Origin of the sequence: Aquitalea sp. FJL05 (assembly GCF_003852595.1) — a bacterium.
In the GTDB taxonomy this organism is placed as follows: Bacteria; Pseudomonadota; Gammaproteobacteria; order Burkholderiales; family Chromobacteriaceae; genus Aquitalea; species Aquitalea aquatilis.
Window position 1 is genome coordinate 194,941 of record NZ_QAJS01000009.1, and the last position, 26,257, is coordinate 221,197.

At 59.3% G+C, this 26,257-nt stretch carries 23 protein-coding genes; 18 read left to right on the forward strand and 5 right to left on the reverse strand.

Annotation, left to right across the window (positions count from 1 at the left end):
• Positions 1–33 precede the first annotated feature (33 nt).
• The gene (locus DBR44_RS08990) at positions 34–1,434 is read left to right on the forward strand and encodes an FAD-binding oxidoreductase (RefSeq protein WP_233578438.1); all 1,401 of its coding nucleotides are present in this window, start codon (positions 34–36) and stop codon (positions 1,432–1,434) included.
• Positions 1,435–1,901: 467 nt separating this feature from the next.
• Here DBR44_RS08990 and DBR44_RS08995 read toward each other — a convergent pair whose 3' ends face one another.
• Entirely contained in the window at positions 1,902–3,818 is a 1,917-nt protein-coding gene (locus tag DBR44_RS08995) for an ATP-binding cassette domain-containing protein (protein ID WP_124643741.1), read from the reverse strand.
• A 46-nt stretch (positions 3,819–3,864) separates the two neighbouring features.
• Positions 3,865–4,890, reverse strand: a complete 1,026-nt coding sequence (gene tsaD / locus DBR44_RS09000) for a tRNA (adenosine(37)-N6)-threonylcarbamoyltransferase complex transferase subunit TsaD (RefSeq protein WP_124643742.1) — start codon at positions 4,888–4,890, stop codon at positions 3,865–3,867.
• 122 nt (positions 4,891–5,012) lie between these two features.
• Between tsaD and DBR44_RS09005 the strand changes: the two genes are divergently transcribed.
• The 12 genes from DBR44_RS09005 to flgL all read left to right on the forward strand — a co-directional run bounded on the left by DBR44_RS09005 (position 5,013) and on the right by flgL (position 15,842).
• Positions 5,013–5,429, forward strand: coding sequence for an OsmC family protein (locus DBR44_RS09005; protein WP_124643743.1), 417 nt, complete (start codon positions 5,013–5,015; stop codon positions 5,427–5,429).
• Between the two features lie 251 nt (positions 5,430–5,680).
• On the forward strand, positions 5,681–6,091 hold the full coding sequence (gene flgB, locus DBR44_RS09010) for a flagellar basal body rod protein FlgB (protein ID WP_124643744.1): 411 nt from the start codon (positions 5,681–5,683) through the stop codon (positions 6,089–6,091).
• A gap of 2 nt (positions 6,092–6,093) precedes the next feature.
• A complete protein-coding gene (flgC, locus tag DBR44_RS09015) occupies positions 6,094–6,504 on the forward strand; it encodes a flagellar basal body rod protein FlgC (RefSeq protein WP_089086096.1) in 411 nt (136 codons plus the stop codon).
• A gap of 15 nt (positions 6,505–6,519) precedes the next feature.
• A complete protein-coding gene (locus tag DBR44_RS09020; protein WP_124643745.1) occupies positions 6,520–7,215 on the forward strand; it encodes a flagellar hook assembly protein FlgD in 696 nt (231 codons plus the stop codon).
• A 39-nt stretch (positions 7,216–7,254) separates the two neighbouring features.
• Positions 7,255–8,493, forward strand: coding sequence for a flagellar hook protein FlgE (gene flgE / locus DBR44_RS09025; protein WP_124643746.1), 1,239 nt, complete (start codon positions 7,255–7,257; stop codon positions 8,491–8,493).
• A gap of 39 nt (positions 8,494–8,532) precedes the next feature.
• Positions 8,533–9,273, forward strand: a complete 741-nt coding sequence (locus DBR44_RS09030) for a flagellar basal body rod protein FlgF (RefSeq protein ID WP_124643747.1) — start codon at positions 8,533–8,535, stop codon at positions 9,271–9,273.
• A gap of 54 nt (positions 9,274–9,327) precedes the next feature.
• Entirely contained in the window at positions 9,328–10,110 is a 783-nt protein-coding gene (flgG, locus tag DBR44_RS09035) for a flagellar basal-body rod protein FlgG (protein WP_124643748.1), read from the forward strand.
• Positions 10,111–10,190: 80 nt separating this feature from the next.
• Positions 10,191–10,874: a flagellar basal body L-ring protein FlgH gene (locus DBR44_RS09040; protein WP_124643749.1), complete on the forward strand. Its 684-nt coding sequence runs from the start codon at positions 10,191–10,193 to the stop codon at positions 10,872–10,874.
• A gap of 27 nt (positions 10,875–10,901) precedes the next feature.
• Positions 10,902–11,999 carry a flagellar basal body P-ring protein FlgI gene (locus DBR44_RS09045; protein WP_124643750.1) on the forward strand — a complete coding sequence of 366 codons (1,098 nt, stop codon included), beginning with the start codon at positions 10,902–10,904 and terminating at the stop codon, positions 11,997–11,999.
• 89 nt (positions 12,000–12,088) lie between these two features.
• A complete protein-coding gene (gene flgJ, locus DBR44_RS09050) occupies positions 12,089–13,066 on the forward strand; it encodes a flagellar assembly peptidoglycan hydrolase FlgJ (protein WP_124643751.1) in 978 nt (325 codons plus the stop codon).
• A 46-nt stretch (positions 13,067–13,112) separates the two neighbouring features.
• Positions 13,113–14,912 carry a flagellar hook-associated protein FlgK gene (flgK, locus tag DBR44_RS09055; protein WP_124643752.1) on the forward strand — a complete coding sequence of 600 codons (1,800 nt, stop codon included), beginning with the start codon at positions 13,113–13,115 and terminating at the stop codon, positions 14,910–14,912.
• Positions 14,913–14,927: 15 nt separating this feature from the next.
• Positions 14,928–15,842 (forward strand): flagellar hook-associated protein FlgL, encoded by a 915-nt coding sequence (flgL, locus tag DBR44_RS09060; protein ID WP_124643753.1) that lies wholly within the window; start codon positions 14,928–14,930, stop codon positions 15,840–15,842.
• 71 nt (positions 15,843–15,913) lie between these two features.
• On the opposite strand, the gene astE is transcribed toward flgL, so the two are convergent.
• From astE to DBR44_RS09075, 3 genes are all read right to left on the reverse strand, one after another.
• The gene (astE, locus tag DBR44_RS09065; protein ID WP_124643754.1) at positions 15,914–16,927 is read right to left on the reverse strand and encodes a succinylglutamate desuccinylase; all 1,014 of its coding nucleotides are present in this window, start codon (positions 16,925–16,927) and stop codon (positions 15,914–15,916) included.
• A gap of 100 nt (positions 16,928–17,027) precedes the next feature.
• A complete protein-coding gene (locus DBR44_RS09070) occupies positions 17,028–17,813 on the reverse strand; it encodes an enoyl-CoA hydratase-related protein (RefSeq protein WP_124643755.1) in 786 nt (261 codons plus the stop codon).
• 46 nt (positions 17,814–17,859) lie between these two features.
• Positions 17,860–18,648, reverse strand: a complete 789-nt coding sequence (locus DBR44_RS09075; protein ID WP_124643756.1) for an alpha/beta fold hydrolase — start codon at positions 18,646–18,648, stop codon at positions 17,860–17,862.
• 198 nt (positions 18,649–18,846) lie between these two features.
• Here DBR44_RS09075 and DBR44_RS09080 point away from each other — a divergent pair, with 198 nt between their 5' ends.
• From DBR44_RS09080 to speA, 5 genes are all read left to right on the forward strand, one after another.
• Positions 18,847–20,661, forward strand: a complete 1,815-nt coding sequence (locus DBR44_RS09080) for a GGDEF domain-containing protein (RefSeq protein ID WP_233578440.1) — start codon at positions 18,847–18,849, stop codon at positions 20,659–20,661.
• A 307-nt stretch (positions 20,662–20,968) separates the two neighbouring features.
• Positions 20,969–21,142, forward strand: a complete 174-nt coding sequence (locus tag DBR44_RS19485) for a hypothetical protein (RefSeq protein WP_158613584.1) — start codon at positions 20,969–20,971, stop codon at positions 21,140–21,142.
• Between the two features lie 112 nt (positions 21,143–21,254).
• Positions 21,255–22,436, forward strand: coding sequence for an ABC transporter ATP-binding protein (locus tag DBR44_RS09085; RefSeq protein ID WP_124643757.1), 1,182 nt, complete (start codon positions 21,255–21,257; stop codon positions 22,434–22,436).
• Positions 22,437–22,624: 188 nt separating this feature from the next.
• The gene (locus tag DBR44_RS09090; protein WP_124643758.1) at positions 22,625–23,914 is read left to right on the forward strand and encodes an FAD-binding oxidoreductase; all 1,290 of its coding nucleotides are present in this window, start codon (positions 22,625–22,627) and stop codon (positions 23,912–23,914) included.
• 409 nt (positions 23,915–24,323) lie between these two features.
• Positions 24,324–26,204: an arginine decarboxylase gene (gene speA / locus DBR44_RS09095; RefSeq protein WP_124643759.1), complete on the forward strand. Its 1,881-nt coding sequence runs from the start codon at positions 24,324–24,326 to the stop codon at positions 26,202–26,204.
• The last annotated feature ends 53 nt before the right edge of the window (positions 26,205–26,257 follow it).

Below are 26,257 nucleotides of genomic sequence, written 5' to 3' on the forward strand. Positions count from 1 at the left end.
TAGCCGCTGCCACTTTTCTGTCTGGATATTGCCGTGCTGACCTCGCCCCAACTCTCTGCCTTGCAAACCATTATTCCTGCCGAGCGTATTCATGGCGATGCCGATACGCTGGAGCGTTACGGCCAGGACTGGACCCGTTACACCAAGCCGCAGGCGGCGGCAGTGGTGTTCCCGCTCAGTATTGAGGAAGTGCAGGCGGTGGTGCGCTGGGCCAATGCGCATGGCGTTGCCATCGTGCCGTCCGGTGGCCGTACCGGCTTGTCCGGCGGTGCCGTGGCGGCGCAGGGCGAGGTGGTGCTGTCCTTCGAACGGGTGAATCGTATCGACCAGTTCGACCCGCTGGCGCGCACGGTACGCTGCCAGGCGGGGGTGGTCACGGCAGCGCTGCAGGCCTTTGCCCAAGAGCAGGGGCTGCTGTATCCGGTGGATTTTGCTTCCAGCGGCTCCAGCCAGATCGGCGGCAATATCGCCACCAACGCCGGCGGCATCCGCGTGGTGCGTTATGGCATGACCCGGGACTGGATTGCCGGGCTGACGGTGGTGACTGGCCGCGGTGAGCTGCTGCAGTGCAATCTGGGCCTTAACAAGAACAATAGCGGCTATGACTTCCGTCACCTGTTTATCGGTTCGGAAGGCACGCTGGGGCTGGTGGTGGAGGCAACGGTGCGCTTGTGTGATCCGGCACCGCCCAGCGCGGTATTGCTGCTGGCCGTACCGCAATTGCCCGACATCATGGCGGTGTTCCATGCCTTCCGTAGCCGGCTGACCTTGCAAGCCTTCGAGTTTTTCTCCGATCAGGCCTTGACCCATGTGCTGGCGGCCGAGCAGGCGCAGCCACCGCTGGCAGAGCGGCAGCCATTTTATGTGCTGCTGGAGTGCGAATTGCCGCCAGCGGCTGACGATGCGCTGGTATTGCAGGCATTTGAATATTGCCTGGAACAAGGTTGGGTGGTGGATGGTGTGCTGGCGCAGTCGCAGCAGCAGGCCAGGGCGCTATGGCGCTTGCGCGAGGGCATCAGTGCTGCCATTACGCCGCGTACGCCGTACAAGAACGACATTTCGGTGGTGATTAGCCGTCTGCCGGATTTTGTGTCCCGGCTACAAGCCTTGCTGGCCCGCGATTACCCGGATTTCGAGGTGCTGTGGTATGGCCATATCGGCGATGGCAATCTGCATATCAATGTGCTGAAGCCCGAAAGCTGGGCGCTGGAAGATTTTCGTCACGCCTGCGAGGCGGTCAACAAGCAGGTGTTTGCACTGGTGGCCGAGTTTGCCGGCAGCATGTCGGCCGAGCATGGCGTGGGGCTGTTGAAACGCGATTATCTGGGGGTAACGCGCAGTGCTGCAGACATTGCGCTGATGCGCGGGGTCAAGGCGGTATTCGATCCCAACAACATCATGAATCCGGGCAAGTTGCTGAGCCGAGAGGGATAGGCTGCTGTTGCCCGGCGCACTGGTATTTGAACCGTCATCTTCATGGCATATATTTTTTCATATGAGCTACTGAAAAAATAAAGATAAACAGTATATTTTCATTAAAATCAATGGCTTGATTTGAATTATTGCAATCAGGCAAGCAGGGAAGTGCTCAGGACTGATAATCAGTAGCCAACTGGGTCTATTCTGCCTTTTTAGTGAGCAGTTGCAGCAAGTTGTTAAGGTAAAAAGACTTTTTTTATTTGTTCAGTACTTATCCACAGAGTTATCCGCTGATTGCTGTGGATAATTGCAGCCGGCAGCAAGAGGCATGGGCGGGTGGCATCGGCCCAGCCTCGCTGATGACAAGCTTTGGCGCCGCTAACAAAAACCCTGTTGCGGCCTTGCGCCTCCTGGCCGTACACCTTGCAATGTCTGCGTCGGTGTCCCTTGCTCCAGGGGCGCTACGCTCTTGTTAGCCGCTCTTAGTCCGGGCTGTCCATACTGTTTTCCAGCGCTTCCAGCTCTTCTTGCAGCAGCATCCAGTCTTCCTCTACCTGAGCCAGTTCACTGCTGACCACACCCAGCCGTTTTACCGCCTCGGCCAGCTTGCTCTTGTTGGCGTCCGAGTAGGCTTCTTCGCCAGACATGAAGGCGTCCAGCTGGTTTTTTTCGCTGCTCAGTTGCTCCAGCTGCTTCTCCAGCTTGGCGAGCTTGCTCAGCAGCGGCTTTTTCAGCTGAGCCAATTTCTGGCGGGCTTCGGCTTCCTGTCGCTTCTGCTCCTTGCGGTTGACGGCCTGGGCGTCGCCGCTGGACGGTTTGCCGCTTTCTGCCAGCTGGGCCAGTCGCCACTGGCGATAGTCTTCCAGATCGCCGTCAAACGGGGTGACCGTGCCGCCGCTGACCAGCCAGAACAGGTCGGTGGTGGATTCCAGCAGGCTGCGGTCGTGGGAAACCACGATCAGCGCGCCGGAAAAATCCTGCAGTGCCAGCGTCAGGGCATGGCGCATTTCCAGGTCCAGATGGTTGGTCGGTTCGTCCAGCAGCAAGAGGTTGGGCTTTTGCCAGACGATCATTGCCAGTGCCAGTCTGGCCTTTTCACCGCCGGACATGGGGCCGACCAGATCGGTCGCGTTGTCGCCACGGAAATTGAAGCCGCCCAGAAAGCTGCGCAGTTCCAGCTCGCGTGCAGTGGGGGCCAGTCTCTGCATATGCTGCAGCGGTGATTCGTCCTCGCGCAGGGTTTCCAGCTGGTGCTGGGCGAAATAGCCTATCTTCAGCGTTTGCGCCTTGATCAGCTCGCCCGCCTGTTGCGGCAGGTCGCCCGCCAGCAGCTTCACCAGTGTGGATTTACCGGCACCATTCACCCCCAGCAGGCCAATGCGGCTGCCGGCTTCTACCGACAGCGACAGGCCCTGCAAGATGGTCGTATCGCCGTAGCCGATATTCACCTTGTCCAGCCGCAACAGCGGGTTGGGCAGGTTGTCTGGGCTGTCGAAGTGAAAATCGAAGGGCGAGGCAATGTGGGCCGGGGCAATGCGCTCCAGTTTTTCCAGTGCCTTGACCCGGCTTTGTGCCTGCTTGGCCTTGGTGGCCTTGGCCTTGAAGCGGGTGATGAAGGATTCCAGATGAGCAATCTGGCGCTGCTGCTTGTCGAATTCGCCCTGTTGGCGCGCCAGCTTTTCCGCACGCATGGTTTCAAACTGGCTGTAATTGCCGGTGTACAGCGTCAGGGTCTGGTTGGCTACTTCGGCAATATGGCTGCAGATGCTGTCGAGGAAGTCGCGATCATGCGAGATGATCAGCAAGGTCCCCGGATAGCTTTGCAGCCAGTCTTCCAGCCACAGTACGGTTTCCAGATCCAGGTGGTTGGTGGGTTCATCCAGCAGCAGCAGGTCGGAACGGCACATCAGCGCCTGCGCCAGGTTCAGCCGCATGCGCCAGCCGCCGGAGAAGCTTTTCACTGCCCGCTGGTGGGCTTCGGTGGCAAAGCCCAGGCCGGTCAGCAGCTTGGCGGCGCGGGCCGGGGCAGAATAGGCTTCGATGCGCGCCAACTCACCATGCAGATGGCCGATGGCGCTGCCGTCGTCGCGCGCTTCGGCGGCAGAGAGTTCGGCTTCCAGTTGGCGTAACTCGTGGTCGCCATCCAGCACGTAATCGATGGCAGCGGTGTCCAGTGCCGGCGTTTCCTGCGCCACATGGGCCATGACCCATTGCTTGGGGATGTCGGCATCGCCGCCATCGGCGTGCAGCTCGCCCTTGAGCAGGGCAAACAGGCTGGATTTGCCCACACCATTGGCACCGACCAGGCCGGTTTTGTAGCCGGGGTTCAGGGTCAGGCTGGCGTTGACCAGTAATTCTTTCAGGCCGCGACGCAGGCTGAGGTTTTTCAGTTGGATCATGATGGGGTTGTCAGGCCGACGCAGCAGGCTGCGCCGGCGGGGTGATTTAGGCAGCGGGCAGGCCGGACAGGTCCCAGCGCGGTTTGATCGAGTAGCTGCCGGGTGCGGTGGCGTATTTCAGCCGCATGGCGCCAGCAAAGGCAATCATGGCACCGTTGTCGGTGCACAGGGCCAGTGGCGGGTAGAACACCTCCAGCTTGCGCCTTGCCGCGGCCTGATCCAGTGCGGCGCGCAGCTGTTTGTTGGCACCTACGCCGCCAGCCACCACCAGCTTTTTCATGCCGGTCTGCTTCAGGGCTTTCAGCGATTTGCTGACCAGCACGTCGACAATGGCCTCCTGAAAGGCGCGGCAGATGTCTTTGCGCGTCTGTTCGTCGATCTGGCCATGCTCGGCTTCCACCTGTTTGCTCAGTGTCAGCACGGCAGTCTTGAGGCCGGAGAAGCTCATGTCCAGGTTGTCGCTGTGCAGCATGGGGCGTGGCAGGTTGAAGCGCGCCGGGTCGCCTTCTTCGGCCAGGCGCGACAACAGCGGGCCGCCTGGGTAGGGCAGGCCCAGCAGTTTTGCCGTCTTGTCGAAGGCTTCGCCGGCTGCGTCGTCCAGCGTTTCGCCCAGCACCTCGTACTGGCCGATGCCGCGTACGGCCATCAGCTGGGTGTGGCCGCCGGATACCAAGAGGGCGATGAAGGGAAAGTCCGGTCGCGGCTCCGCCAGCAGCGGCGATAGCAGATGGCCTTCCAGATGATGGACGCCAATCACCGGAATGTTCAGGCCAAAGGCTAGCGCATTGGCCACGCTGGCACCAACCAGCAGGGCTCCACCCAGGCCGGGGCCTTGGGTGTAGGCAATGGCATCCACATCGGCCAGGGTCTTGCCGACTTCAGCTAGGCAGGCTTCGGTGAGCGGGATAACCCGGCGGATGTGGTCGCGGCTGGCCAGTTCGGGCACCACGCCACCGTATTCGGCGTGCATGGCCATTTGCGTATGCAGTTGGTGGGCAATGAGGCCCGCCTTAAGGTCGTACAGTGCAACGCCGGTTTCGTCGCACGATGATTCGATTCCAAGTACCAGCATGATGGCTTTATAACAGGTCAATCTTTCCATTTTACCGGTGAATCTTTGTCTGCCCAAATCGGGAATGATAGTCTGTGGCGATTAAGCGGATTTGCGCTGAACAAAAGCGGAAGGATGGGGCAGTGAAAGCAAGACTCAAATGGGTGGATGGCGTGTGTTTCATGGGCGAGAGCGGCAGCGGCCATGCGGTGGTGATGGATGGTGCGCCGGAAGGCGGCGGCCGCAATCTGGGGCCGCGTCCGATGGAGCTGCTGCTCTTGGGCACTGCCGGCTGTACCAGCTATGACGTGATTTCCATTCTGAAAAAGTCGCGTCAGCAAGTGACTGATTGCTGGGTGGAAATGGAAGCCGAGCGCGCCGAGACCGAACCCAAGGTCTTCACCAAGATTCATTTCCACTTTGTGGTCACCGGACGTGATCTCAAGTCCGAGGTAGTGGAGCGGGCCATCAAGCTGTCGGCGGAGAAATACTGCTCGGCCTCCATCATGCTGGGCAAGACGGCTGACATCAGCCACGATTTCGAGCTGCGCGCAGACTAAGAAGCTGTTTGCGGGGTGTGCTGTTAAGGCTGGATCAAAACCGCCGACGCCATGGGCCGTCGGCGGTTTTGTTTTGGTGGCAGCGGCAGCGGGGCGGTGATGGCGGCAAAACTTGCCGCTCCTGCCGGTGTGCGCTGTGCGGGTGGTGGTGTGTATTGCCTGTAGTTTCAATAAAATCAATGGTCTGTATGGATTGTTTGTGCTGGCACAGTTCCTGCTAAGGATGGGGACGCATTCAAGGAGGCAAGGTCATGTTGGACAAGATTGGCAAGGAATTTGATTTTCAGCAGCGAGCGCTCAACCTGCGCGCCTATCGCCAGGAAGTCATTGCCAGCAATGTTGCCAATGCCGATACCCCCAATTACAAGGCAGTCGATTTCGATTTCAAGCAGGCCTTGCAGTCTGCGCAGGATGGACAGGGCAAGCTGGCGATGAATGTGACCGATACGCGCCATCTGGCTGGTACGGGGGCTGGCAGTGCCGGCAAGCCGGCGGTGCAGTATCGCAATGCGGTACAGCAAAGCCTGGACGGCAACACGGTGGATATGGATGTGGAGCGTGCGGCCTTTGCCGATAACGCCTTGCAATACCAGACCACGCTCACCTTCCTCAGCAAGCGTATGTCCAGTCTGAATACCGCCATTACCGGTGGAGGCCAGTAACCATGTCGCTCGCCAATATTTTTGCCATTTCCGGTTCGGCGCTGACTGCCCAGTCCATGCGTCTTAACGTGGTGGCCAGCAATATCGCCAATGCGGAAAGTGCCACCAGCTCGACCGGCCAGCCTTACAAGGGCCGCCACGTGGTGTTTACCGCCTTGCCGGTTACCGCCAGTCAGCCGCAAGTGGCCGGTGTGAGGGTGACTTCCATTGTGGAAGACCAGACCCCGCCGCGGCTGAAGTACGACCCCAGCAACCCTCTGGCGGACGAAAAGGGTTATGTCAACATGCCCAATGTCAATCCGGTCGAGGAAATGTCCGACATGATTTCCGCCTCGCGCTCGTATCAGACCAATGTGGAAATGATGAATACCGCCAAAACCCTGCTGCAGAAGACTCTGCAGCTTGGACAGTGATGAAAGGCAGCAGCCATGACCAGCTCGGTTAATTCCTCGACCAATCCGTATGCCGCGCTGAATGGCACTACTGGCAGCACCAGTGGCACCGGTAATTCCAATACCGATACCAGTGCACAGGGTATTCAGGATCGCTTTCTCAAGCTCTTGGTGACGCAGTTGCAGGCGCAGGACCCGATGAACCCGATGGATAACAGCCAGATCACCAGCCAGATGGCGCAGATCAGTCAGGTATCCGGGATGCAGACGCTGAACACCGCCATGCAGAGCCTGGTGCAGTCGCAGGCTGCCAATCAATCGCTGATGGCTGCCACCATGATTGGCAAGCAGGCGTTGGTGCCGGGTAATGCGCTGGGCCTGACCAGCGGTTCCAATGTGCAGGGTGCCGTGAATCTGAGTGGTGCGGCCACCGATTACACCGTCAGTATCGCCGACGCCAATGGCAATGTGGTGGATACCCTGACGGTCAAGAGCCCTAGCAGCGGCCTTAACTCTTTCAACTGGGATGGCACCGATGCCAACGGTAAGCAGTTGCCCAGCGGCAAATACACTTTCAGTGCCAAGGCGACCAGTGCCAGCAGCGCTGCGGTGACGGCCACACCGTATGCCAACCAGGCGGTAACCGCCGTCAGCTGGGCCAGCGGCTCGCCGCAACTGATCATGAAAGACGGGACCAGCGTCGGTCTGGCAAACGTTGCACAGCTGTCTTAACCAAGTCATTAGCGCAAACAGGTTTCGGGGAGTAATCACATGGGTTTTCAACAAGGTTTGAGCGGTCTGAATTCGGCGTCCTCGCAGCTGGATACCATTGGCAACAACGTATCCAATGCCAGCACCGTCGGCTTCAAGAGTTCGCGCGCCGAGTTTGCCGATCTGTTCTCCACCAGCTTTTATGGTGTGGCCAATACCAGCGCCGGTATCGGCTCGCAGGTGAATGCAGTCACCCAGTCCTTCAGTGCTGGCAACATCACCCCGACCGGCCGCAGCCTGGACCTGGCCATCAATAACAATGGCTTCTTTATCATGCGGCAGAATCCGACCTCGACCACCGGTTCGCTGGCGTATACCCGCAACGGACAATTCCAGGTGGACAAGGATGGTTACATCGTCAATGGCAACGACCGCCTGCAAGGCTGGATGGCCAATAATGGCGTGGTGACCCAGGGCCCGGTCACCGATCTGAAACTGCAAACCAATCTGATTTCGCCGGCAGTCACCACCAAGGTCACCATGGGCGTGAATGTGGATTCGCGACTGACGCCGCCGACGGTAACGCCGTTGAATCCGACCAATACCAACAGTTTTAACTGGTCGAATGCGGCACAGGTGTATGACAGCCTGGGTAATCAGCACAACCTGACCATGTATTACGTCAAGGGTACGGCTACCGCTACCGGCACACCGTGGACGGTGACGGCCTATGTCGATGGCAGCCCGGCCAGTGGTACCAATACCTACACCATGAACTACGACACCAAGGGTAATCTGACCAATACCACCCCGTTCAGTGTCACTTTCTCCCCGACGCCGGTGAATGGCTCTTCGTCCCCGGTTACCTTTACCGTGGATTACACCGGCTCTACCCAGGTGGCACAGGCTTCCGGTACCCCGACGGAAACAGTGGATGGCTATGCGCCGGGTACCCTGAGCAGCATGAATATCGACACCCATGGCAATATCATGGCCAGCTTCTCCAATGGTCAGAATAAAGTCATCGGTCAGGTTGCCCTGGCAACCTTCACCAACTCGCAGGGCCTGCAGAACGAAGGTGGTAACCGTTGGCAGCAAACGCTGGCCTCCGGCGTGCCGGCCTACAATGCACCGGGCTCGGGCAACTCCGGTACCGTGCAGTCGCAGGCGCTGGAAGATTCCAATGTGGATCTGACATCCGAGCTAGTGAACATGATTACCGCGCAGCGCTTCTATCAGGCCAATGCCCAGACCATCAAGACCGAAGACACCTTGATGCAGACCATCATCAATCTGTAATTGATGTCAGCCAGAACAGCCTAAGGAAGCGGGGAAACAATGGATAAGATGCTGTACCTGGCCATGACCGGTGCCAAACACATCGATTTGCAGCAAGCCACCACGGCCAACAATCTGTCCAATGCCAATACCAATGCCTTCAAGGCCGATCTGGCTTCCTTCCGTGCGCTGCCGGTGGTTGGCCCCGGTGCCCCGACCCGTACTTATGTGGTGGACAACACCATTGGCCATGACATGAGCCAGGGCAGCCTGATGCATACCGGCAGCCCCAGCGACTTTGCCCTGGGTTCGCCCGGTTTCTTTGCCGTGCAGGCAGCGGATGGCAGTGAAGCCTATACCCGCGATGGCGGCTATGTGCTGGACGCCAACGGCATGATGCGCACACGCAGTGGCCTGCCCATCAGCGGTGACGGTGGCCCGATTACCGTACCCTCCGGTTATCAGGTGCAACTGGGGCAGGATGGTTCGGTAGTGGGTGTGCCACAGAATGGCAAGGACCGCACCCCGCAGCTGCTGGGGCAGATCAAGCTGGTGAATCCTGCGGTCAAGGATGTTTATAAAGGCCCGGATGGCTTGTTCCGCATGAACGGGGGCGATACCGCCACTGCCGATACCTCGGTCAAGCTGGTGCCGGAAACGCTGGAAGCCAGCAATGTCAATGCGGTGGAAAGTCTGGTGCAGATGATCTCGCATGGCCGGCAGTACGACATGAATATCAAGCTGATGACCAATGCTGATCAGAACGATCAGAAAGCCACCCAGCTGCTGGCCATAGGCTAAGGCCTGGTCGCGACAACACTGATAACAAATCAAGAATTCTGAGGAAACACCGCCATGATGCGTGCGCTTTATGTTGCCAAGACCGGGATGGACTCCAGCCAGTTCAATCTGGATGTCATTTCCAACAACCTGGCCAACGTCAACACAGTAGGTTTCAAGCGCGGGCGCGCCATTTTCGAAGACCTGTATTATCAGACCCTGCGCCAGCCGGGCGCTCAGCTGGCTGATGGCAGCACCACGCCGACCGGTTTGCAGGTAGGCACGGGTGCCACGGCGGTGGCCACAGCCAAAAACTTTACCCAGGGCAATATGACGCAGAGCAGTCAGCCGCTGGACTGGGCCATTACCGGTGACGGTTTTTTCCGCATCCAGCGCCCGGACGGCACGACTGCCTATACCCGTGATGGTGAATTCAAGCGCAACTCCAGTGGCGATATCGTGACCTCGGATGGCTATCAGCTGAACCCCAATATCAATATCCCCAGCACGGCGTCGCAAATCACCGTTTCCACCGCTGGTGTGGTGCAGTACTTCCTGCCCAATAACCCGGCGCCGCAAACTGCCGGCACCATCCAGCTGACGACTTTCATCAATCCGCAAGGTCTGGAAAGTGTTGGCAATAATCTGTATCTGCAGAGCGCCTCTTCGGGCGATCCGCAGGATGGGGATCCGGGTACCGACAGCCGTGGTCTGGTCAAGCAGGGTTTTCTGGAAGGGTCCAACGTCAATGTGACGGAAGAGCTGGTCAACATGATTACTGCGCAGCGTTCGTTTGAAATGAACTCCAAGGCGATCACCACCGCTGACCAGATGCTGCAAAAGCTGACGCAGATGTAATCTGCCGGTTCTGCTGGCGGTGTTTAAACGCTAAAATCCGGTTTTGCTTGATGGCCGGCAGGCGGTGTGGGGAGGGCGGAATGAAAATGCTGAAATGGATGATGCCAGCGATGCTGGCCTTGCTGCTGGCCGGTTGCGCGGCGCAGGAACCGCCGCTGGTGACGCTGCCGATGACAGCCCGCCCGCAGCCGCAAGCCAGCACCTTGCCGGCTAATGGCTCCATCTTCCAGGCTGGCAGCTACCGTGCCATGTTTGAAGACAAAATGCCGGCGCTGGTGGGGGATACGCTCACCATCACCATCCAGGAAAAGTCCTCGACTTCGCAGTCGGAACAAACCACGGCCACCCGTTCCTCGGCACTCAACGACAGCATTTCCAGCGGCATCCAGCTTCCCTTCGTGCCGGGCGGTCTGACCAAGGGCCTGGGCGCATCGCTCACCGGCAGTGGCGCGGCCAGCAATACCGGCAAGGGTACCAATCAGGTAGCCACCACCTTTGTCAGCTCCATTACCGTTACCGTGATCGAAGTGCTGGCCAATGGCAATCTGGTGGTCAGCGGTGAAAAAGTGGTACGCATCAATGGCGATACCGAGTCCATCCGCCTGTCCGGCGTGGTCAATCCGCGAGATATCGCCGCCGACCGCTCGGTCTCCTCGCTCAAGGTGGCCGATGCCCGCATCGAGCAGGAAACCAAGGGCAATAACCGTCTATACAACGAGCCGGGCTGGCTGGCCAAATTTTTCCTGAGCATCATCCCCATCTGAATGATGCGGCTCGGGCTGGATGACATCATGAATAAACTGTTGCTGGCAGCACTGCTGCTGATGCTGGGTGGGCAGGCGCTGGCGGCCGACCGGCTCAAGGACATTACCAATATCGCCGGCGTGCGCTCCAACCAATTGCTGGGTTACGGCCTGGTGGTGGGGCTGGATGGCAGCGGCGACAAGGTGACTTCCTCGCCGTTTACCGGTCAGTCGCTATCGAACATGCTGACCCAGCTGGGTGTGCAGATTCCGCCGGGTACCAAGGTTGATCCCAAGAACGTGGCGGCGGTCAGCCTGACCGCCACCTTGCCGGCGTTTGCCCGTAAAGGCCAGGCGCTGGATGTCACCGTGTCCTCGATTGGTGATGCCAAGAGTCTGCGCGGCGGTACCTTGCTGCTGTCACCGCTCAAGGGTGCTGACGGGCAGATTTACGGCATGGCGCAGGGCAATGTGCTGGTGGGGGGCGCGGGTGCGGCCGCGGGTGGCAGCAAGGCCCAGGTCAATCAGCTCAGCGTGGGGCGGATTGCCGGCGGTGCCACGGTAGAGCGCGAAGTACCCACGGCACTGGGCAGTGGAGAATTCATCAATCTGGAATTGCAGGAGGCCGATTTCACCACGGCCAATCGTGTGGTGCAGGCCATCAACAAGGCATTCGGCAGTGGCACTGCTCGGGCGGTGGATGGTGGCATGGTGGAAGTGCGCGCACCTTTTGATTCCAATCAGCGAGTGCAGTTTCTGTCGCGGATGGAAAATCTTGCCGTCGACCCGGCAGAAGTTTCCCCTCTGGTCATCATCAATGCCCGCACCGGCTCTATCGTGATGAACCAGGCGGTGCAGCTTGCGCCATGTGCCGTGGCGCACGGCAACCTGACTGTGACCATCAGCAATACCCCTCAGGTGAGCCAGCCGCCGGCGCTGTCCGGTGGGCAGACGGTGGCCACCAACCAGACCAGCGTCAATGTCAGCAGCGATGGCGGCAAGGTGCTGAAAGTGGCCAAGAGCGCCAATCTCAATCAGGTTGTCTCGGCACTGAACGCCTTGGGTGCCACCCCGCAAGACCTGATTTCCATCCTGCAGGCGATGAAAGCAGCCGGTTCGCTCAAGGCAGATTTGCAAATCATCTGAAGCCTGATTTCCTTGCTGAAAAACGCCCCGTTTACGGGGCGTTTTTTATTGGCCCGCTTCTTGCTTTTAGCCGGGTGGAGGAGTGAAGAATGACGACGCAGTTTTCCAGTACCTATTCGGCAAACGATGCCCTGAGCCAGCAGCTGGCGGTGGATCCCACCCAGATGTCCAGCCTGCGTGCGCGCATGAGCAAGGACCCCCAGGGGGCGGCCAAGGAAGCAGCGTCGCAGTTCGAAGCCCTGCTGATGGGAACCATGCTGAAAACCATGCGCGAGACCAAGTTTGACGACGAAGGTGACTCGGCCATGGATACCTATCGCGGCATGCTGGACCAGCAGATGGTGCAGTCACTCAGCCGTGCCGGTGGCATGGGCATTGCCGATCTGGTGTACAAGCAGATCGCCAAACAGTCCGGTTTTGATGCCGGTACCGATGCCAGCAAGCTGCATTCGGCGGCCAGCAGTCCGGTACTCCCCACACGCTTTACCCAAGCGAGTGGCGTGAAAGCCTATCAGGCAGCGCAGAGCGAGGCGGCCAGTGCCGGTCTTGCCTCCAATACCGCAGCTGCGGCTGCAAGCAGCAGCCCGGTTGTCAGCGGTGATGGCAAGAGCTTTATCCAGGGCATGTTGCCGCATGCACGTAATGCGGCCTCACAACTGGGTGTGGCACCGGAGTTCGTGGTGGCACATGCCGCGCTGGAAAGCGGCTGGGGCAAACGTGCCATTCGTAATGCCGACGGCAGCAATTCGCACAACCTGTTCGGCATCAAGGCCACGGGTGACTGGCAAGGCAAGTCCACCAGCATCACCACCACCGAATACGTGAATGGCACTGCGCAGAAGAAGGTGGAGAAGTTCCGTTCCTATGATTCGTATGCGGATGCCTTCAGCGATTACGCCAGCCTGTTGAAAGGCTCTCCGCGCTATCAGGCAGCATTGAATCAGGGACGTAATGTGCAGGGTTTCGCCCAGGGTTTGCAAAGCGGCGGCTATGCCACTGATCCACGCTATGCGCGCAAACTGGTGGACGTGGCCGCTTCACTGGCACAGCAAGCGGTGCGCTCTTGATTAAAGTTTCAGCAGTTGCGGTCGATAAAACAGCAGAGAGGCGATAATGGGCTCAAACATTTTTTCCATTGGCGTTAGCGGCCTGAATGCAGCACAAACTGCGCTTTCTGTTGTCGGCCAGAACATTTCCAATGCCAATACCCCGGGCTATAACCGTCAGGTCATGAGTCAGGCTGCGCGCATGCCGCAACAGGAGGGCTTTGGCTTCCTGGGGCAGGGCGTGGACATCACCGGTGTCAGCCGCATCTACGACAAGTATCTGGATTCGCAAGTGCTGAACGCACAGGCGGGCAGTAACTTCTATTCCAGTCAGTTGTCGCAGCTGAACCAGATCAACAATCTGCTGGCTGATCCAACCGTTGGCCTGAATAATTCTTTCCAGAGCTTTTACAGCAGCCTGCAGACGCTGTCGCAAGACCCGTCGTCCATTCCCAGCCGGCAAACCGTGGTCAATATGTCGCAGGCGCTGGTGTCCAACTTCACCGCCATCGGCAACAATCTGTCCCAGATGCAAGCGGGTGCCAATTCGCAAATTACCAGCACCGTCAACAGCATTAATGCACTGGCTCAGAATATCGCCGACCTGAACAATCAGATTGCCGCCGCCGCCGCTGGTAATAGCCAGCAGCAACCCAACGACCTGATGGATCAGCGTGATCAGGCGATGGAGCAGCTGAACAAGCTGGTGAGTGCCAAGTCGGTGGCGCAGTCGGATGGTACTTACAGCGTGTTCATCGGTAATGGTCAGGCGCTGGTCTTGGGCAATCAGGTCAACAAGCTGGGCACGCAGACTGACCCGGCCAATCCGCTGAATGTGCAAGTGACTTACCCCAATCCCAACGGCACCGCCACGGTGATTCCCAGCTCGGCGCTGTCGGGTGGGCAATTGGCTGGTTATATGTCTTTTCGCGACGGTACGCTGCTGACCACCCAGCAAAAGCTGGGTACGCTGGCCATCGACTTCACTACGGCGATGAATTACCAGAACCAGCTGGGGCGAGACCTGTCGGGTAATCAGGGTGGGCAGATTTTTGCCGATATGAGCAGCTACGCCACGCACCCGCAGGATGCCGTGGCCAATATGCAGTTGCTGCTGGCAGATCCGTCCAAGCTGGCAGCTTCTTCGTCCTTGCAACTGGGAGCGGGTGGTATTACGCCTGCCGGCACCGGGGTGACCTTGTCCGGGGTCTGGGCCAGCATGCCCGGCACCTATGGCTGGGCCAATGCTACGACGCCGCCTTCTACTGCGACGCACCCGGTTACCGGTATGACTGGCATGACCATCAATGCCACTTCAGCCACCAGCATTACCGCCACCTTGGCTGGCGGACCGGATAATGGCCAGACCTTCAATGTCGTGCCCGACCCGACTGTTTCCAATGGCTACAAACTGGTGGACAGTGCCTCCCCAGCCAATGATCTGGGTATCAAGTTCCAGCTGTCCGGCCAGATGAAGGCTGGCATGACCATCAATGTCTCGCCCGTGCCCACCGGTACTGCCGTCATCGGTAATGGTAATAACCTGGCTGAGATGATGGGTCTGCAAACGCGCAAGATCGTCGATGAAAACAAGAACGGCACCAATAGTGGCTTGCAGTCTTTCCAGACTTATTACTCCACCACCGTCAGCTATGTGGGCAATGCCACCAATACGGTGAAACTGGCCTCAACGTCGCAGACCACCTTGCTGCAACAGGCCACCACCTCGCGTTCCAATGTCAGCGGGGTGAACATGGATCAGGAAGCCGCTGACCTGATCAAGTATCAACAGGCTTATCAGGCGTCCGGCAAGGTGCTGCAGATAGCACAGACACTATTCCAGCAAATCCTGCAAATGGGCGGCTGAGGCGAGGGTTGAATCATGAGAATCAGTACCGCAACATCCTATATGACCGGCACCTACGACATGCAATCGCTGCAGTCGCAGTTGCAATCGCTGCAGATGCAGCTGGATACCCAGAGACGGGTGGTAACCCCGGCCGATGATCCGGTCGCGGCGGCACGCATTTTGCAACTGAATCAGTCCGACGGCATGAATAGCCAGTACGTCACCAATACCAAGGCGGTGGAGTCCACCTTGTCATTGGCCGAATCCCAGCTGACCAATGCCTCCAATCTGCTCACCAGCATCAAGGCGGTGGCCATCCAGGCGGGTAATACCGTGCTGTCCTCCGACCAGTTGCTGATGATCCAGAAGCAGGTGCAGGAGGGTATTGCCGAGATGACCGGTTATGCCAATGCCACCGATGGCAAGGGCAACTACCTGTTTAGCGGCAACAAGGTGGATACGCCCCCTTATGTGCTGGATGCCACCTATGCCGCGACTTATCAGGGGGACACCGGTCAGCGCAATGTGCCTATCAGTGCCTCGCGCAGCATGCAGATTTCCGATGCCGGCAGCAATGTGTTTGGCAATGCCACCAGTACGACTGCGGTGTTTGATGCGCTGAAATCGTTGAATGATTTGTTGGCCCAGAATCCCAAGCCGGCGAATTACAGCACGTCAATGGGTGCCATCGTGACGTCGCTGGATACCGCGCAGAAAAACCTGTCTACCAATATTGCTTCGATTGGTGCGCGCCGGCAGGAAAACCAGAGCGTGCAGGACATGGGTACCCAGCTCGGGCTGCAGTACAAGTCCGGCATCAGTGATCTGCAGGATCTGGACATGCCCAGCGCCATTACCAGTTTCACCCAGACCCAGACTTCACTGAAGTACAGCCAGCTGGTGTACAACAAGGTGACCAACCTGTCGCTGTTCAACTATATGTCCTGAGCCCTGTCGCATGGCTCTTCAAGCAAATGGCCGCGTTGAGCGGCCATTTTCATTGTGGGGGCGGAGCAGCGTCAGGCGGTGAGTGTGGCCGGCTCGACCACGATGCCGGCGCGCAATCCCGGTTTTACCGTGGGGTTGGGAAACAGGATGCGTTCCTCGCCACCGCTGGCGATGTAGCGCTGTGTGCCATCCTCGGCAATGAGAAAACCATCCGGCAGCACGGTGAAGTTTTCCACGCTGGCGGCCAGATGCAGGCGGAAGGCTTCGCTGTGCTTGATCAGATCATACTTGGCGCGGAATAGCGGGTAGTCGCCATCGCGATAGTCGGGCAGGGCTGGTGTGCTGTCATCAAGCAGCTGGCGCAGGGCGTGGTCGATGCCGGCAAAGCGGCCAAGGTCGTTCTCGCCAAAGGGCCTGGCCTTGCCCAGCTCCAGGGTGAAGGCATCGGCCTGATGCTGCTGGCTGGTGTAATAGCTGAAGGTATTGGCCGGCTTGCTGTGCAGCAGTACGGCTTCGATGCCGCAATGCTTCAGCCAGGCCAGTTGGCTGCGGCGGTGCGTGCGCTGTTGCAAGAAGGGGTAGATGGCAAATTTTTCGTAGACCGAACCGCGAATGGCGGTGTGCAGGTCGTAATGCAATTTGGGCTTGTGTGGGCCTGCCTGAGCGAAAAAGCGGCTGGCGCGTTGCTCCAGCAGTGCAGCGCGTTCGGCTTCGTACAGGTCGGCGTGTTGCTGATGCGCGCCATTGAACAGGCGGTTCAGATCGTAATCCAGATAGCGCTCGCCGCAACGCATGGCTTGCGGATTGCCAAACAGCACCAGCAAGGGGTGGTGCAGGCGCAGCTGGCCGCTGTCGATATCGGCCAGGATGCCATCCACCACTTCGACCGGCGCGGTTTCATTGCCGTGTATGCCGCAGGACAGCAGGATGTAGCTGCAGCTGGCAGCCGGCGTGGCCGGGCGCAGTTCGACGGCGCTGTCATCATGCCAGTGTGCGGTGACGCCGTGCGCCAGTGTCCAGCGGGTTTCCGCCAGCGCTGCCGGCTGCAGCACGTGCTGCAGAAAACGAGAATGCGAGGTGGTCATGGGCTATCCGTGCGGAGGGAAGGGCTGATTGTAACCATTCCCGCATGGCTTGCAGCCGGCATGCCGCGCATTTGAACGCGGATGCCGTATATGGGCAAACTCAGTCTATCCAGCCGGGTTTGCGCATTTCCAGAAAAGCCTTGACCCCTTCCTGGCCTTCATCGCTGCGACGCAGGGCGACAATGCGATCCACCGTCAGCGCGATGACTTCCGGGCCGATGTCGCGGTGCTCGATGTCGCGGATCAGCTGTTTGGCAGCAATCATGGCCTGCGGGCCGTTCAGCAGCAGCTGGCGGCACATGTGATCGACCGCATCGTCCAGTTCGTCGTTTTCCACGGTCTGGTGGATGAGTCCCAGCCGGCGCGCCTTGCCGGCATTGATGCGCTCGGCGGTGACAAAATAGCGGCGCGCGGCACGCGGGCCGATGGCGCGCACGATATAGGGTGCGGCCAGTGCCGGAATGATGCCCAGCTTGACGTCAGAGAAGCAGAACAGGGCCTCGGCGACGCTGATGGAGACATCGCAGCAGGCAATGAGCGCCGCGCCAATACCGAAGGCCGAGCCTTGTACCCGGGCGATGGTGGGTTTGGGCAGGTGGTCCAGTGTTTCCAGCAGGGTGGACAGGCGCTCGGCATCACGGCGCAACTGGGCTTCGTCGTAGTCGGTCAGGCGGCGCATCCAGGCGCTGTCGTGGCCGGCGGAAAAACTGATGCCTTCGCCGGTCAGGATCACGGCACGGATGCTGTCGTCTTCTGCCAGGGTTTGCAGGGTGGCGGTGAGTAATTCCACCATCTTGTCATCCAGCGCATTGTGCAACTCGCCGCGATTCAGGGTAACGGTCGCAATGCCCTGCGGGCTGACCTTGAGCAGTACGGCTTCTTCCATCAGGTTCTCCTCAGTATTCATCTTGTTGTTGTGGCTTTGGGCCGGCCTAGGGCTGGCAAAAACGGAAAATACTGCGCACAAATGCTTCGGCCGCTTCGATATGCAGCACGTGGGCGGCGTGCGGCAGCAGTTCCAGCGTGGCACCGCTGATGCGCTCTTGCAGCAGGTGGGCCTGGTATAGCGGCGTCAGACGGTCTTCTTCCCCCAGCAGGATATGGCAGGGCAGCTTGATCTGCTGCAGCCAGTTGCGCGCATCGTGCTCGCGGACGCCATTGATTAGCCGGATGACGGCAGCCCAATCCACCATGCCGGCCATTTCTTTCATGTCGTCCAGCATGGCGGCATTGGCTGCCAGAAAACGGCTGGAAAACAGCCAGGGCACGCTGGCGCTGTAACGCAAGTCCAGGCCGCCGATGGCGTTGGATTCGATCCAGCTCTGGCTGATGCGGTTGTTGACTTCGTCCGACCAGGCCAGGGTAGAGGCCAGCAGCAGCTTGTGCAGGCGCTGGCCATGACGGTGGGCGAAGTGCTGCGCCACCATGCCGCCGTAAGACAGCCCCACCAGAAACACCTTGTCCAGTTGTAGCGCATCCAGCAAGGCGGCCGCCAGATCGGCCTGCTCGGTCAGCGCGTACTTTTCCGCCTCCGGCTTGTCGCTCTGGCCCTGGCCGAGAAAATCCAGCCGCAGCAGCCGATACTGGCTTTCCAGCGCCGGCGTCATCAGGGTCCAGGCCGGGGTCGACATGGTGATGCCATTGAATAGCAACAGGGTGTGCTGGCCTTGTCCGGTCAGTTCGTAGAACAGTGAATGTCCGTTGAGCGTGATGTGTGGCATGGGCGGCTCCTGCGGGCTTGCCTGCCCGCCGGTTGGCGGGTGTCTGGTTTCATTCTAGGCTGCATTGCGGCAGGCCGGCCAGCGAGAGACGCGGGTTTGCTGGCGATATGGGGGTTGGGTCACCAGATTGTCATTTGTAAAGTTTAAAGTGCTGCGATGGTAAATGGCGGGATGGCTTGATAATCGGGTATGAACTGTATGTCTCAGATGGAAGTGGCGGAGCTGGAGCAATCAGCCTCCCGCTGTCAGGAGCTGGAGCTGATCATCAATGAAAGGCGTTTGCAGCCGGTATTTCAGCCCATTGTCGATCTGGAGAGCGGCGGCATCCTCGGTTATGAGGGCTTGATCCGTGGCCCGTCCAACAGCCCGCTGCACGCGCCGGTCAGCCTGTTTGACCAGGCCGAGCGCTGCAATATGACGGTGATGCTGGACCGCACCTGCCGCCAGGTCACCATGGAGCGCTTTGTCGAGCTGGCGCTGTCCGGTTTGCTGTTCCTGAATATCTGTCCCGCCACGCTGCTGGCTCCCGAGCACCGTCACGGCGAAACGCTGGCCTTCCTTGAGAAAATAGGGCTGGCGGCCGAGCGCATCATCATCGAAGTCACCGAAACCACGCCCAGTGGCTGCTATACCGCCCTGCGCTGTGCCACCGAGCATTATCGCGATCATGGCTTCCGTATCGCGCTGGATGATCTGGGCGAGGGCTTTTCCAATTTGCGGCTGTGGTCGGAACTGCGGCCGGACTTCGTCAAGCTGGACAAGCACTTTGTGCAACAGCTGCATCTGGACCCGCTCAAGGAGCAGTTTGTCCGCTCCATGGTGGATATTGCCCGCCAGTCCGGCGCGATGCTGGTGGCCGAGGGCATCGAAACCGTGGCCGAGCTGCGCACCCTGCAGCGGCTGGGCGTGCGCTACGGCCAGGGCTATCTGCTGGCCCGTCCCAGCGCCGTGCCGGCGCTGGATCTGCAAATCCATGTCAAGGGCGTGGCGTGGTCGGGCAGCCGGCCACGGCTGCCGTGGCAAGTACCTGCGGTAGCGCGTGACCTGCTGCAGGAAGTGCCCTATCTGGAGCCCAAGCTGCCCAATGAGGCGGCTTACCGGATTTTTGCCAGCGACCCGGCCCGCTTTGCCATTCCGGTCGTCGAGAATGGCGTGCCCATCGGCCTGCTGCGCCGCCATCATTTGCTGGAAAGCTTTGCCAAGCCTTTCAATCGTGAACTGTACGGCAAAAAGCCCTGCACCATGATGATGGACAAGCAGCCGCTGATTGTCAGTGCCGACATCAATGTGCACGAGCTGTCGGCGCTGGTGGTGGCTTCCGAGCAGCGCTATCTGGTGGACGGCTTCATCATTACCGAAAACGGCCGTTATCTGGGCATGGGTACCGGCTTTGCCCTGATGCGCAAGATGACCGAGCTGCAGATTTCCGCCGCCCGCTATGCCAATCCCTTGACCGGCCTGCCCGGCAATGTGCCCTTGTCCGAGGCCATCGACCGCCTGCTGGAAGCGCGGCTGCCTTTTGTGGTGGCGTATGCCGATCTGGACAATTTCAAGCCCTTCAATGACCTGTACGGTTATGCCGCCGGTGATGAAATGATTCAGCTGGTGGGACGCTTGCTGGTGGAGTGTGCCGACCCGGATCGCGATTTTGTCGGCCATGTCGGCGGTGATGATTTTGCGCTGTTATTCCAGTCGGCAGACTGGCAAGACAAATTGCAGAGCATGCTGCAGGAGTTTGACCGCAGCGTGCGCAGCTTTTTTGATCCCGCGCACCTGGCTGCCGGTGGTTTTGAAATGACTGGTCGCAACGGCGAGCACATGTGTTTTCCACTGACCAGCCTGTCGGTGGGGGTGGTACGGGTGAGCCCCGGGCAGTATCCCACCCACTATGAAGTCGGCTCAGCCACTGCCGAGGCCAAAAAGCAGGCCAAAAAGCAGGCGGGCAGCTCCTTGTTTGTCGAGCGGCGGCATCTGCTGCCGGCTCAGGGCAGCTCGCTGCAAAAGGGCGTTTGATGAATTAAACAAGCAGCAGAATTTCCCAGGTTTTGTATCAAATATTTTTCGACGTAATGGATTTTTTACCAAAATAAAGGCGCTGTGAGGCTGGGAAGCCACATTGCAGCATCACTTTTGATCAAGTTTCGTGTTGAGGCTTGTCAAATTTATTAAACGTAAGCTAGGCTTCTCTCCAGCAAAAGAGCAGCGGTAAAGACTGCTCTGGGTGGTAGTGCAAGCATTCTTGCAAGGCGCATGCGGTTTGCCCCTTGTCCGGAACGCCTGCTAGCACCACCACGTACGGGAGAGTAGGGGAGGAGCCAGCATGAAATACGCCACAGCGGATATTGCCGTCCCTGATGACAGCACAGGCCATGCCTGTGTTTGCCAGCCTCCTCGAAATGTTATCGTTTCCGATTTGATCGTTTTTCCCGCTTTTTTCCTTGCTGGCTACTGCCCATCCGGGTTGGGTACTGGTATTGTTTTGAAAGCGGATTAGGTGCGAGTGGAAAGAGCAGCCCGGCTGCCCTTTCTGGAAGCTGACCCGATAATCAGGTCGCGAACACGCGAAATCAGCCGCCAAGGCTGGAATAGTTGGAGGGAGCAAAATCATGACGGATGCTGTAGCGGCCAATAAGCCGGTTCAATCAGTTGCGGGCGCACAGGCTGCCAAGCAGGTTCAGAGCGTGCAAGCCAATGACAAACCCTATCTGCGCATCAGCGGAGTGGTGAAGAAGTTTGGCGACAACGTTGCCGTTGACCATGTCGATCTGGATATTCGACAACACGAAATTTTCGCCCTGCTGGGTAGCTCCGGCTGCGGCAAGTCCACCCTGCTGCGCATGCTGGCGGGCATGGACTCCCCGACCTCGGGCAAGATCATTCTGGATGGCGAAGACATCATCGGCCTGGAGCCGTACGAGCGCCCGGTCAACATGATGTTCCAGAGCTATGCGCTGTTCCCGCACATGACAGTGGCAGAGAACATCGCCTTTGGTCTGAAGCAGGACAAGCTGCCCAAGGCTGAAATCAGTGCCCGCGTCGACGAAATGCTCGATCTGGTACAGATGCGCAAGTACGCCAACCGCAAGCCGCACCAACTGTCCGGCGGCCAGCAACAGCGCGTGGCCCTGGCCCGCAGTCTGGCCAAGCGTCCGAAACTGTTGCTGCTGGATGAGCCGCTGGGCGCACTGGACAAGAAACTGCGTCAGCAAACCCAGCTGGAACTGGCCAACACCATCGAAAAAGTGGGCGTGACCTGCATCATGGTGACCCATGACCAGGAAGAAGCCATGACCATGGCCGACCGCATCGGCATCATGAGCGAAGGCAAGCTGCTGCAAGTGGGTACCCCGACCGAGATCTACGACTACCCGAACTGTCGTTTCACCGCCGAATTCATCGGTGAAACCAATATGTTCGAAGGCGCGGTGACGGTGGATGAGGCCGACCGCGTGGAAATCACCTCGCAGGAGCTGGGTGGCGTGGTGCGTATCGACCACGGCATTACCGGTCCCAAGGGTATGCATGTCTGGGCCAGTGTGCGTCCGGAAGACGTACGTCTGGACCGCAAGCCGGTGGCTGTCGGCCCGAACATGGCCGCCGGTGTGGTCGAAAACATCGCCTACATGGGCAGCTATTCCATCTTCCACATCAAGCTGGCCAGCGGCAAGATCGTCAAGACCGTGGTGCCGTCGTCGCGCTGGTACGATGCCGATGAAACCGCCCCGACCTGGGGTGACCCGGTGTTTGTCAGCTGGCGCGCTGATGTGCCGGTAGTGCTGACCCAGTAAGTATCGCCAACAAAACCGGGTAGCTGCACCGCGGCTGCCGGGGTTTTGTGAGTGGGGCGCAGTCTGCCCCGCACAGGCCAGGAGCGGATAACTCGCAAGAGTGTCCGCTCTTTTTTCGTCCGTCCTGGCCGTTATCTGGCCAGCGGCTGCCAGCTTCATCCTGCCGTTTCATTGCTCGCGAGGTCTTTATGCTCCGCTTTGTCAGACAGCCGCACGCACCTTCCTACTATTGCGCCAGCGCCCATGCCTGGCAGGCCTGTCCCGAGCTGCAAGGCTCGGCCAGTGTTGATGTGTGCGTGGTGGGCGGTGGGCTGGCCGGCTTGTCGGCTGCGCTCAATCTGGCCGAGCGCGGCTTGTCGGTGGCGCTGCTGGAGGGCTCGGCCGTGGGCTTTGGTGCTTCCGGCCGCAACGGCGGGCAGGTGATCGCCGGCTATGCCTGCGGTATCGACACCATGCGTGAACAGCTGGGGGCGGAGCTGGCGCGGGTGATGTGGGATATGTCGGTGGAGGCGGTCGACATCATCGATGAGCGTGTCAAGCGGCATGCCATAGCCTGTGACTGGACGCGCGGCTTTTGCAATGCCGCGCTCAAGCCGCGTCACATGCAGGAGCTGGCCGAGTGGCAGCAGGAGGCCGAAGAAGAATACGGCTATGGCGGCATGGAGCTATGGGACAAGGCAACGCTGGCGCAGCAACTGGGCAGCGAGCGTTATCTGGGCGGCTTGTATGATGCGCGTTCCGGGCATCTGCATCCGCTGAATTATGCGCTGGGGCTGGCGCGGGCTGCGCTGGCTGCCGGGGTGAAAATTTACGAGCAGACACCGGTATTGCGGCTGGAGCAGGGCAGCCGCCCCACCGTGCATGCCGAGCACGGCACGATCAGCTGCGACCATGTGGTGCTGGCCTGCAATGCCTACATCGGCCAGCTGGTGCCGCAACTGGAGCGCAAGATCATGCCGGCCGGGACTTATGTCATTGCCACCGAGCCGCTGGGGCGGGAGCGTGCCGCCAGCCTGATCGCCAACAATATGGCGGTGTGCGATACCAATTTTGTGCTGGATTACTACCGGCTGTCGGCCGATCACCGCCTGCTGTTCGGTGGCAAGGTCAGCTATTCCGGCAAGCCGCCGCATGATCTGGCGACGGCCATGCGCCAGGACATGCTGCGGGTGTTTCCGCAGCTGGCCGATGTGAAAGTGGACTATGCCTGGGGCGGCTTCTGCGACATCACCGTCAACCGCGCGCCGGACCTGGGCCGGCTGGCCGGCAATATCTACTACATGCAGGGTTTTTCCGGCCATGGCGTGAATGTGACCGGCATTGCCGGCAAGGTGGTGGCCGAGGCCATCGCCGGCACGGCCGGGCGGCTCGACCTGTTTGCCCGGCTGCAGCACCGTGATTTTCCCGGTGGCAAGTTGCTGCGCACGCCGGCGCTGGTGTTGGGCATGGCTTATTACCGCATGCTGGATGCCCTCTAGGCCCGTGTCTGCCAGCCTGCTGACGCATATCGCCTGGTCTGGCAAGCCCGCGTGGCAGAGGGCTGGATGTTGAAAATCTTGCACAGTTTCGCTGTGCACTGCCTGCCGCGGCAGAATGGAAGATATGCTATCGCTGGCATCGTTAGGCAGCACATTTGCCATTTATTGGCGGCCTGAAAAGGCTGTCATGCCATGTGGTTTGTCCAAAAAAATGGACGTAGGGCCACGTCATCAAACTTTTACTTGTCAAGCTGCGTGATGTTGTTAAAATCCGCGCTCGTTTTGCAATGCAAAACACTGACAATCAATTGTTTCGCTCCGACATCCCAGGCCCACATAAAAGCTTTGTAGCCCGAAAGCCGCGCACTAAGGAGCGGGGTTATCCATCGAATCATTGAGGGAAAATCTCATGGCTTGGACTGTGGCTGATAGCCGGAGCCTGTATGGCATCCGGCATTGGGGGGCGGGTTATTTTGACGTGGGTGACAATGGCTGCATTCAGGTGCAGCCCAATGTACGCCACGACACGCGTATCGATTTGCACGAATTGAGCCGCCAGTTGGGCGCCAAGGGACTGGACCTGCCGCTGCTGGTGCGTTTCCCCGACATCCTGCAGGACCGCGTGACACGCCTGTGCCGCGCTTTCGACACCGCGATTGCCGCGCAAAACTATGGCAACCGCTACACCGCCATCTATCCGATCAAGGTCAACCAGCAAGAAGCGGTGGTCAAGAGCATCATCGCCACGCGCGAGGTCTCCATCGGGCTGGAAGCCGGCTCCAAGCCGGAACTGATGGCCGTGCTGGCGCTGGCGCCCAAGGGCGGCACCATCATCTGCAATGGCTACAAGGACCGCGAATTCGTGCGGCTGGCGCTGATTGGCCAGAAGCTGGGCCATCAGGTGTTCATCGTTATCGAAAAAGAGTCCGAAGTTGACCTGGCCATCGAAGAAAGCAAGAAGCTGGGCGTACGCCCCATGCTGGGCATGCGCGTGCGCCTGTCCTCGCTGGCCAGCAGCAAATGGGCGGATACCGGCGGTGACAAGGGCAAGTTCGGCCTGTCCGCTGCCCAGCTGATTTCCGCTGCCGACAAGCTGGCTGCCGCCGGCATGTCCGACTGCGTACGGCTGATGCACTTCCACATGGGTTCGCAGATTGCCAATATCGGCGACTACCGTGCCGGCTTCCGCGAAGCGGTGCGCTACTTTGCCGAGCTGCGCGCGCTGGGCCTGCCCATCGACCATGTCGATGTCGGCGGTGGTCTGGGCGTGGACTACGACGGTACCCATTCGCGCAATGCCAGCTCCATCAACTACGACATGGACGAATACGCCCAGGTCATCGTGTCGATGCTGGCTGAGTTCTGCGACGAAAACGGCATTCCGCATCCGCGCATCCTGTCCGAATCCGGCCGTGCCATGACCGCCCACCACGCGGTGCTGATCATGAACGTGACCGACGTGGAACGCCTGCCGGAAAGCGTGCCGGAAGTGGCCGACCTGTCGGTGCTGGCCAAGCCGGTGCGCAAGCTGTTCGAGCTGATGGAGCTGACCGACGAGGAAATGGTGACGGAAATCTATTACCGTGCCAGCCACTACGCCTCCGACGTGTCCGATCTCTACTCCGCCGGCCGCATTTCGCTGAAGGAAAAAGCCATGGCCGAAGACGTGCACGCCACCCTGTGCCGTCGCTTGCATCGCCAGCTGCAAGCCAGCCAGCGCTCGCAGCGCCAGGTGTATGACGAGCTGACCGACAAGCTGGCCGACAAGTATTTCTGCAATTTCTCGGTGTTCCAGAGCCTGCCGGATACCTGGGCCATCGACCAGATTCTGCCCATCATGCCGGTACACCGCCTGGACGAGCAGCCCACCCGCCGCGCAGTGCTGCAGGATTTGACCTGCGATTCGGACGGCAAGGTGAAGCAGTATGTCGATCAGCAAAGCATCGAATCCAGCATGTCGGTGCATGCGGTGGAGCCGGGTCGCGAATACCTGATTGCGGTGTTCATGGTGGGTGCCTACCAGGAAATCCTGGGCGACATGCACAATCTGTTTGGCGATACCGACTCGGTCAACGTCTATGTGCGTGACAACGGCCAGCTGGAGTTTGCCGGCGTGGAAGAGCATGACACCATCGAAGACATGCTGCGTTATGTGCACCTGTCACCGGAGGAAATCCTCAACCGCTACGAGGAAAAGGCCCGTGCGGCCGACCTCACCAGCGACGAGCGCAATGTGTTCTTCGCCGAATTCTGTCGCGGTCTGAAGCAGTCGTCCTATCTGTCGGTTTAAGCCAGTACGGATAGCAAAAAGCCCTGATGCGTCAGGGCTTTTTTGCGTCTGTG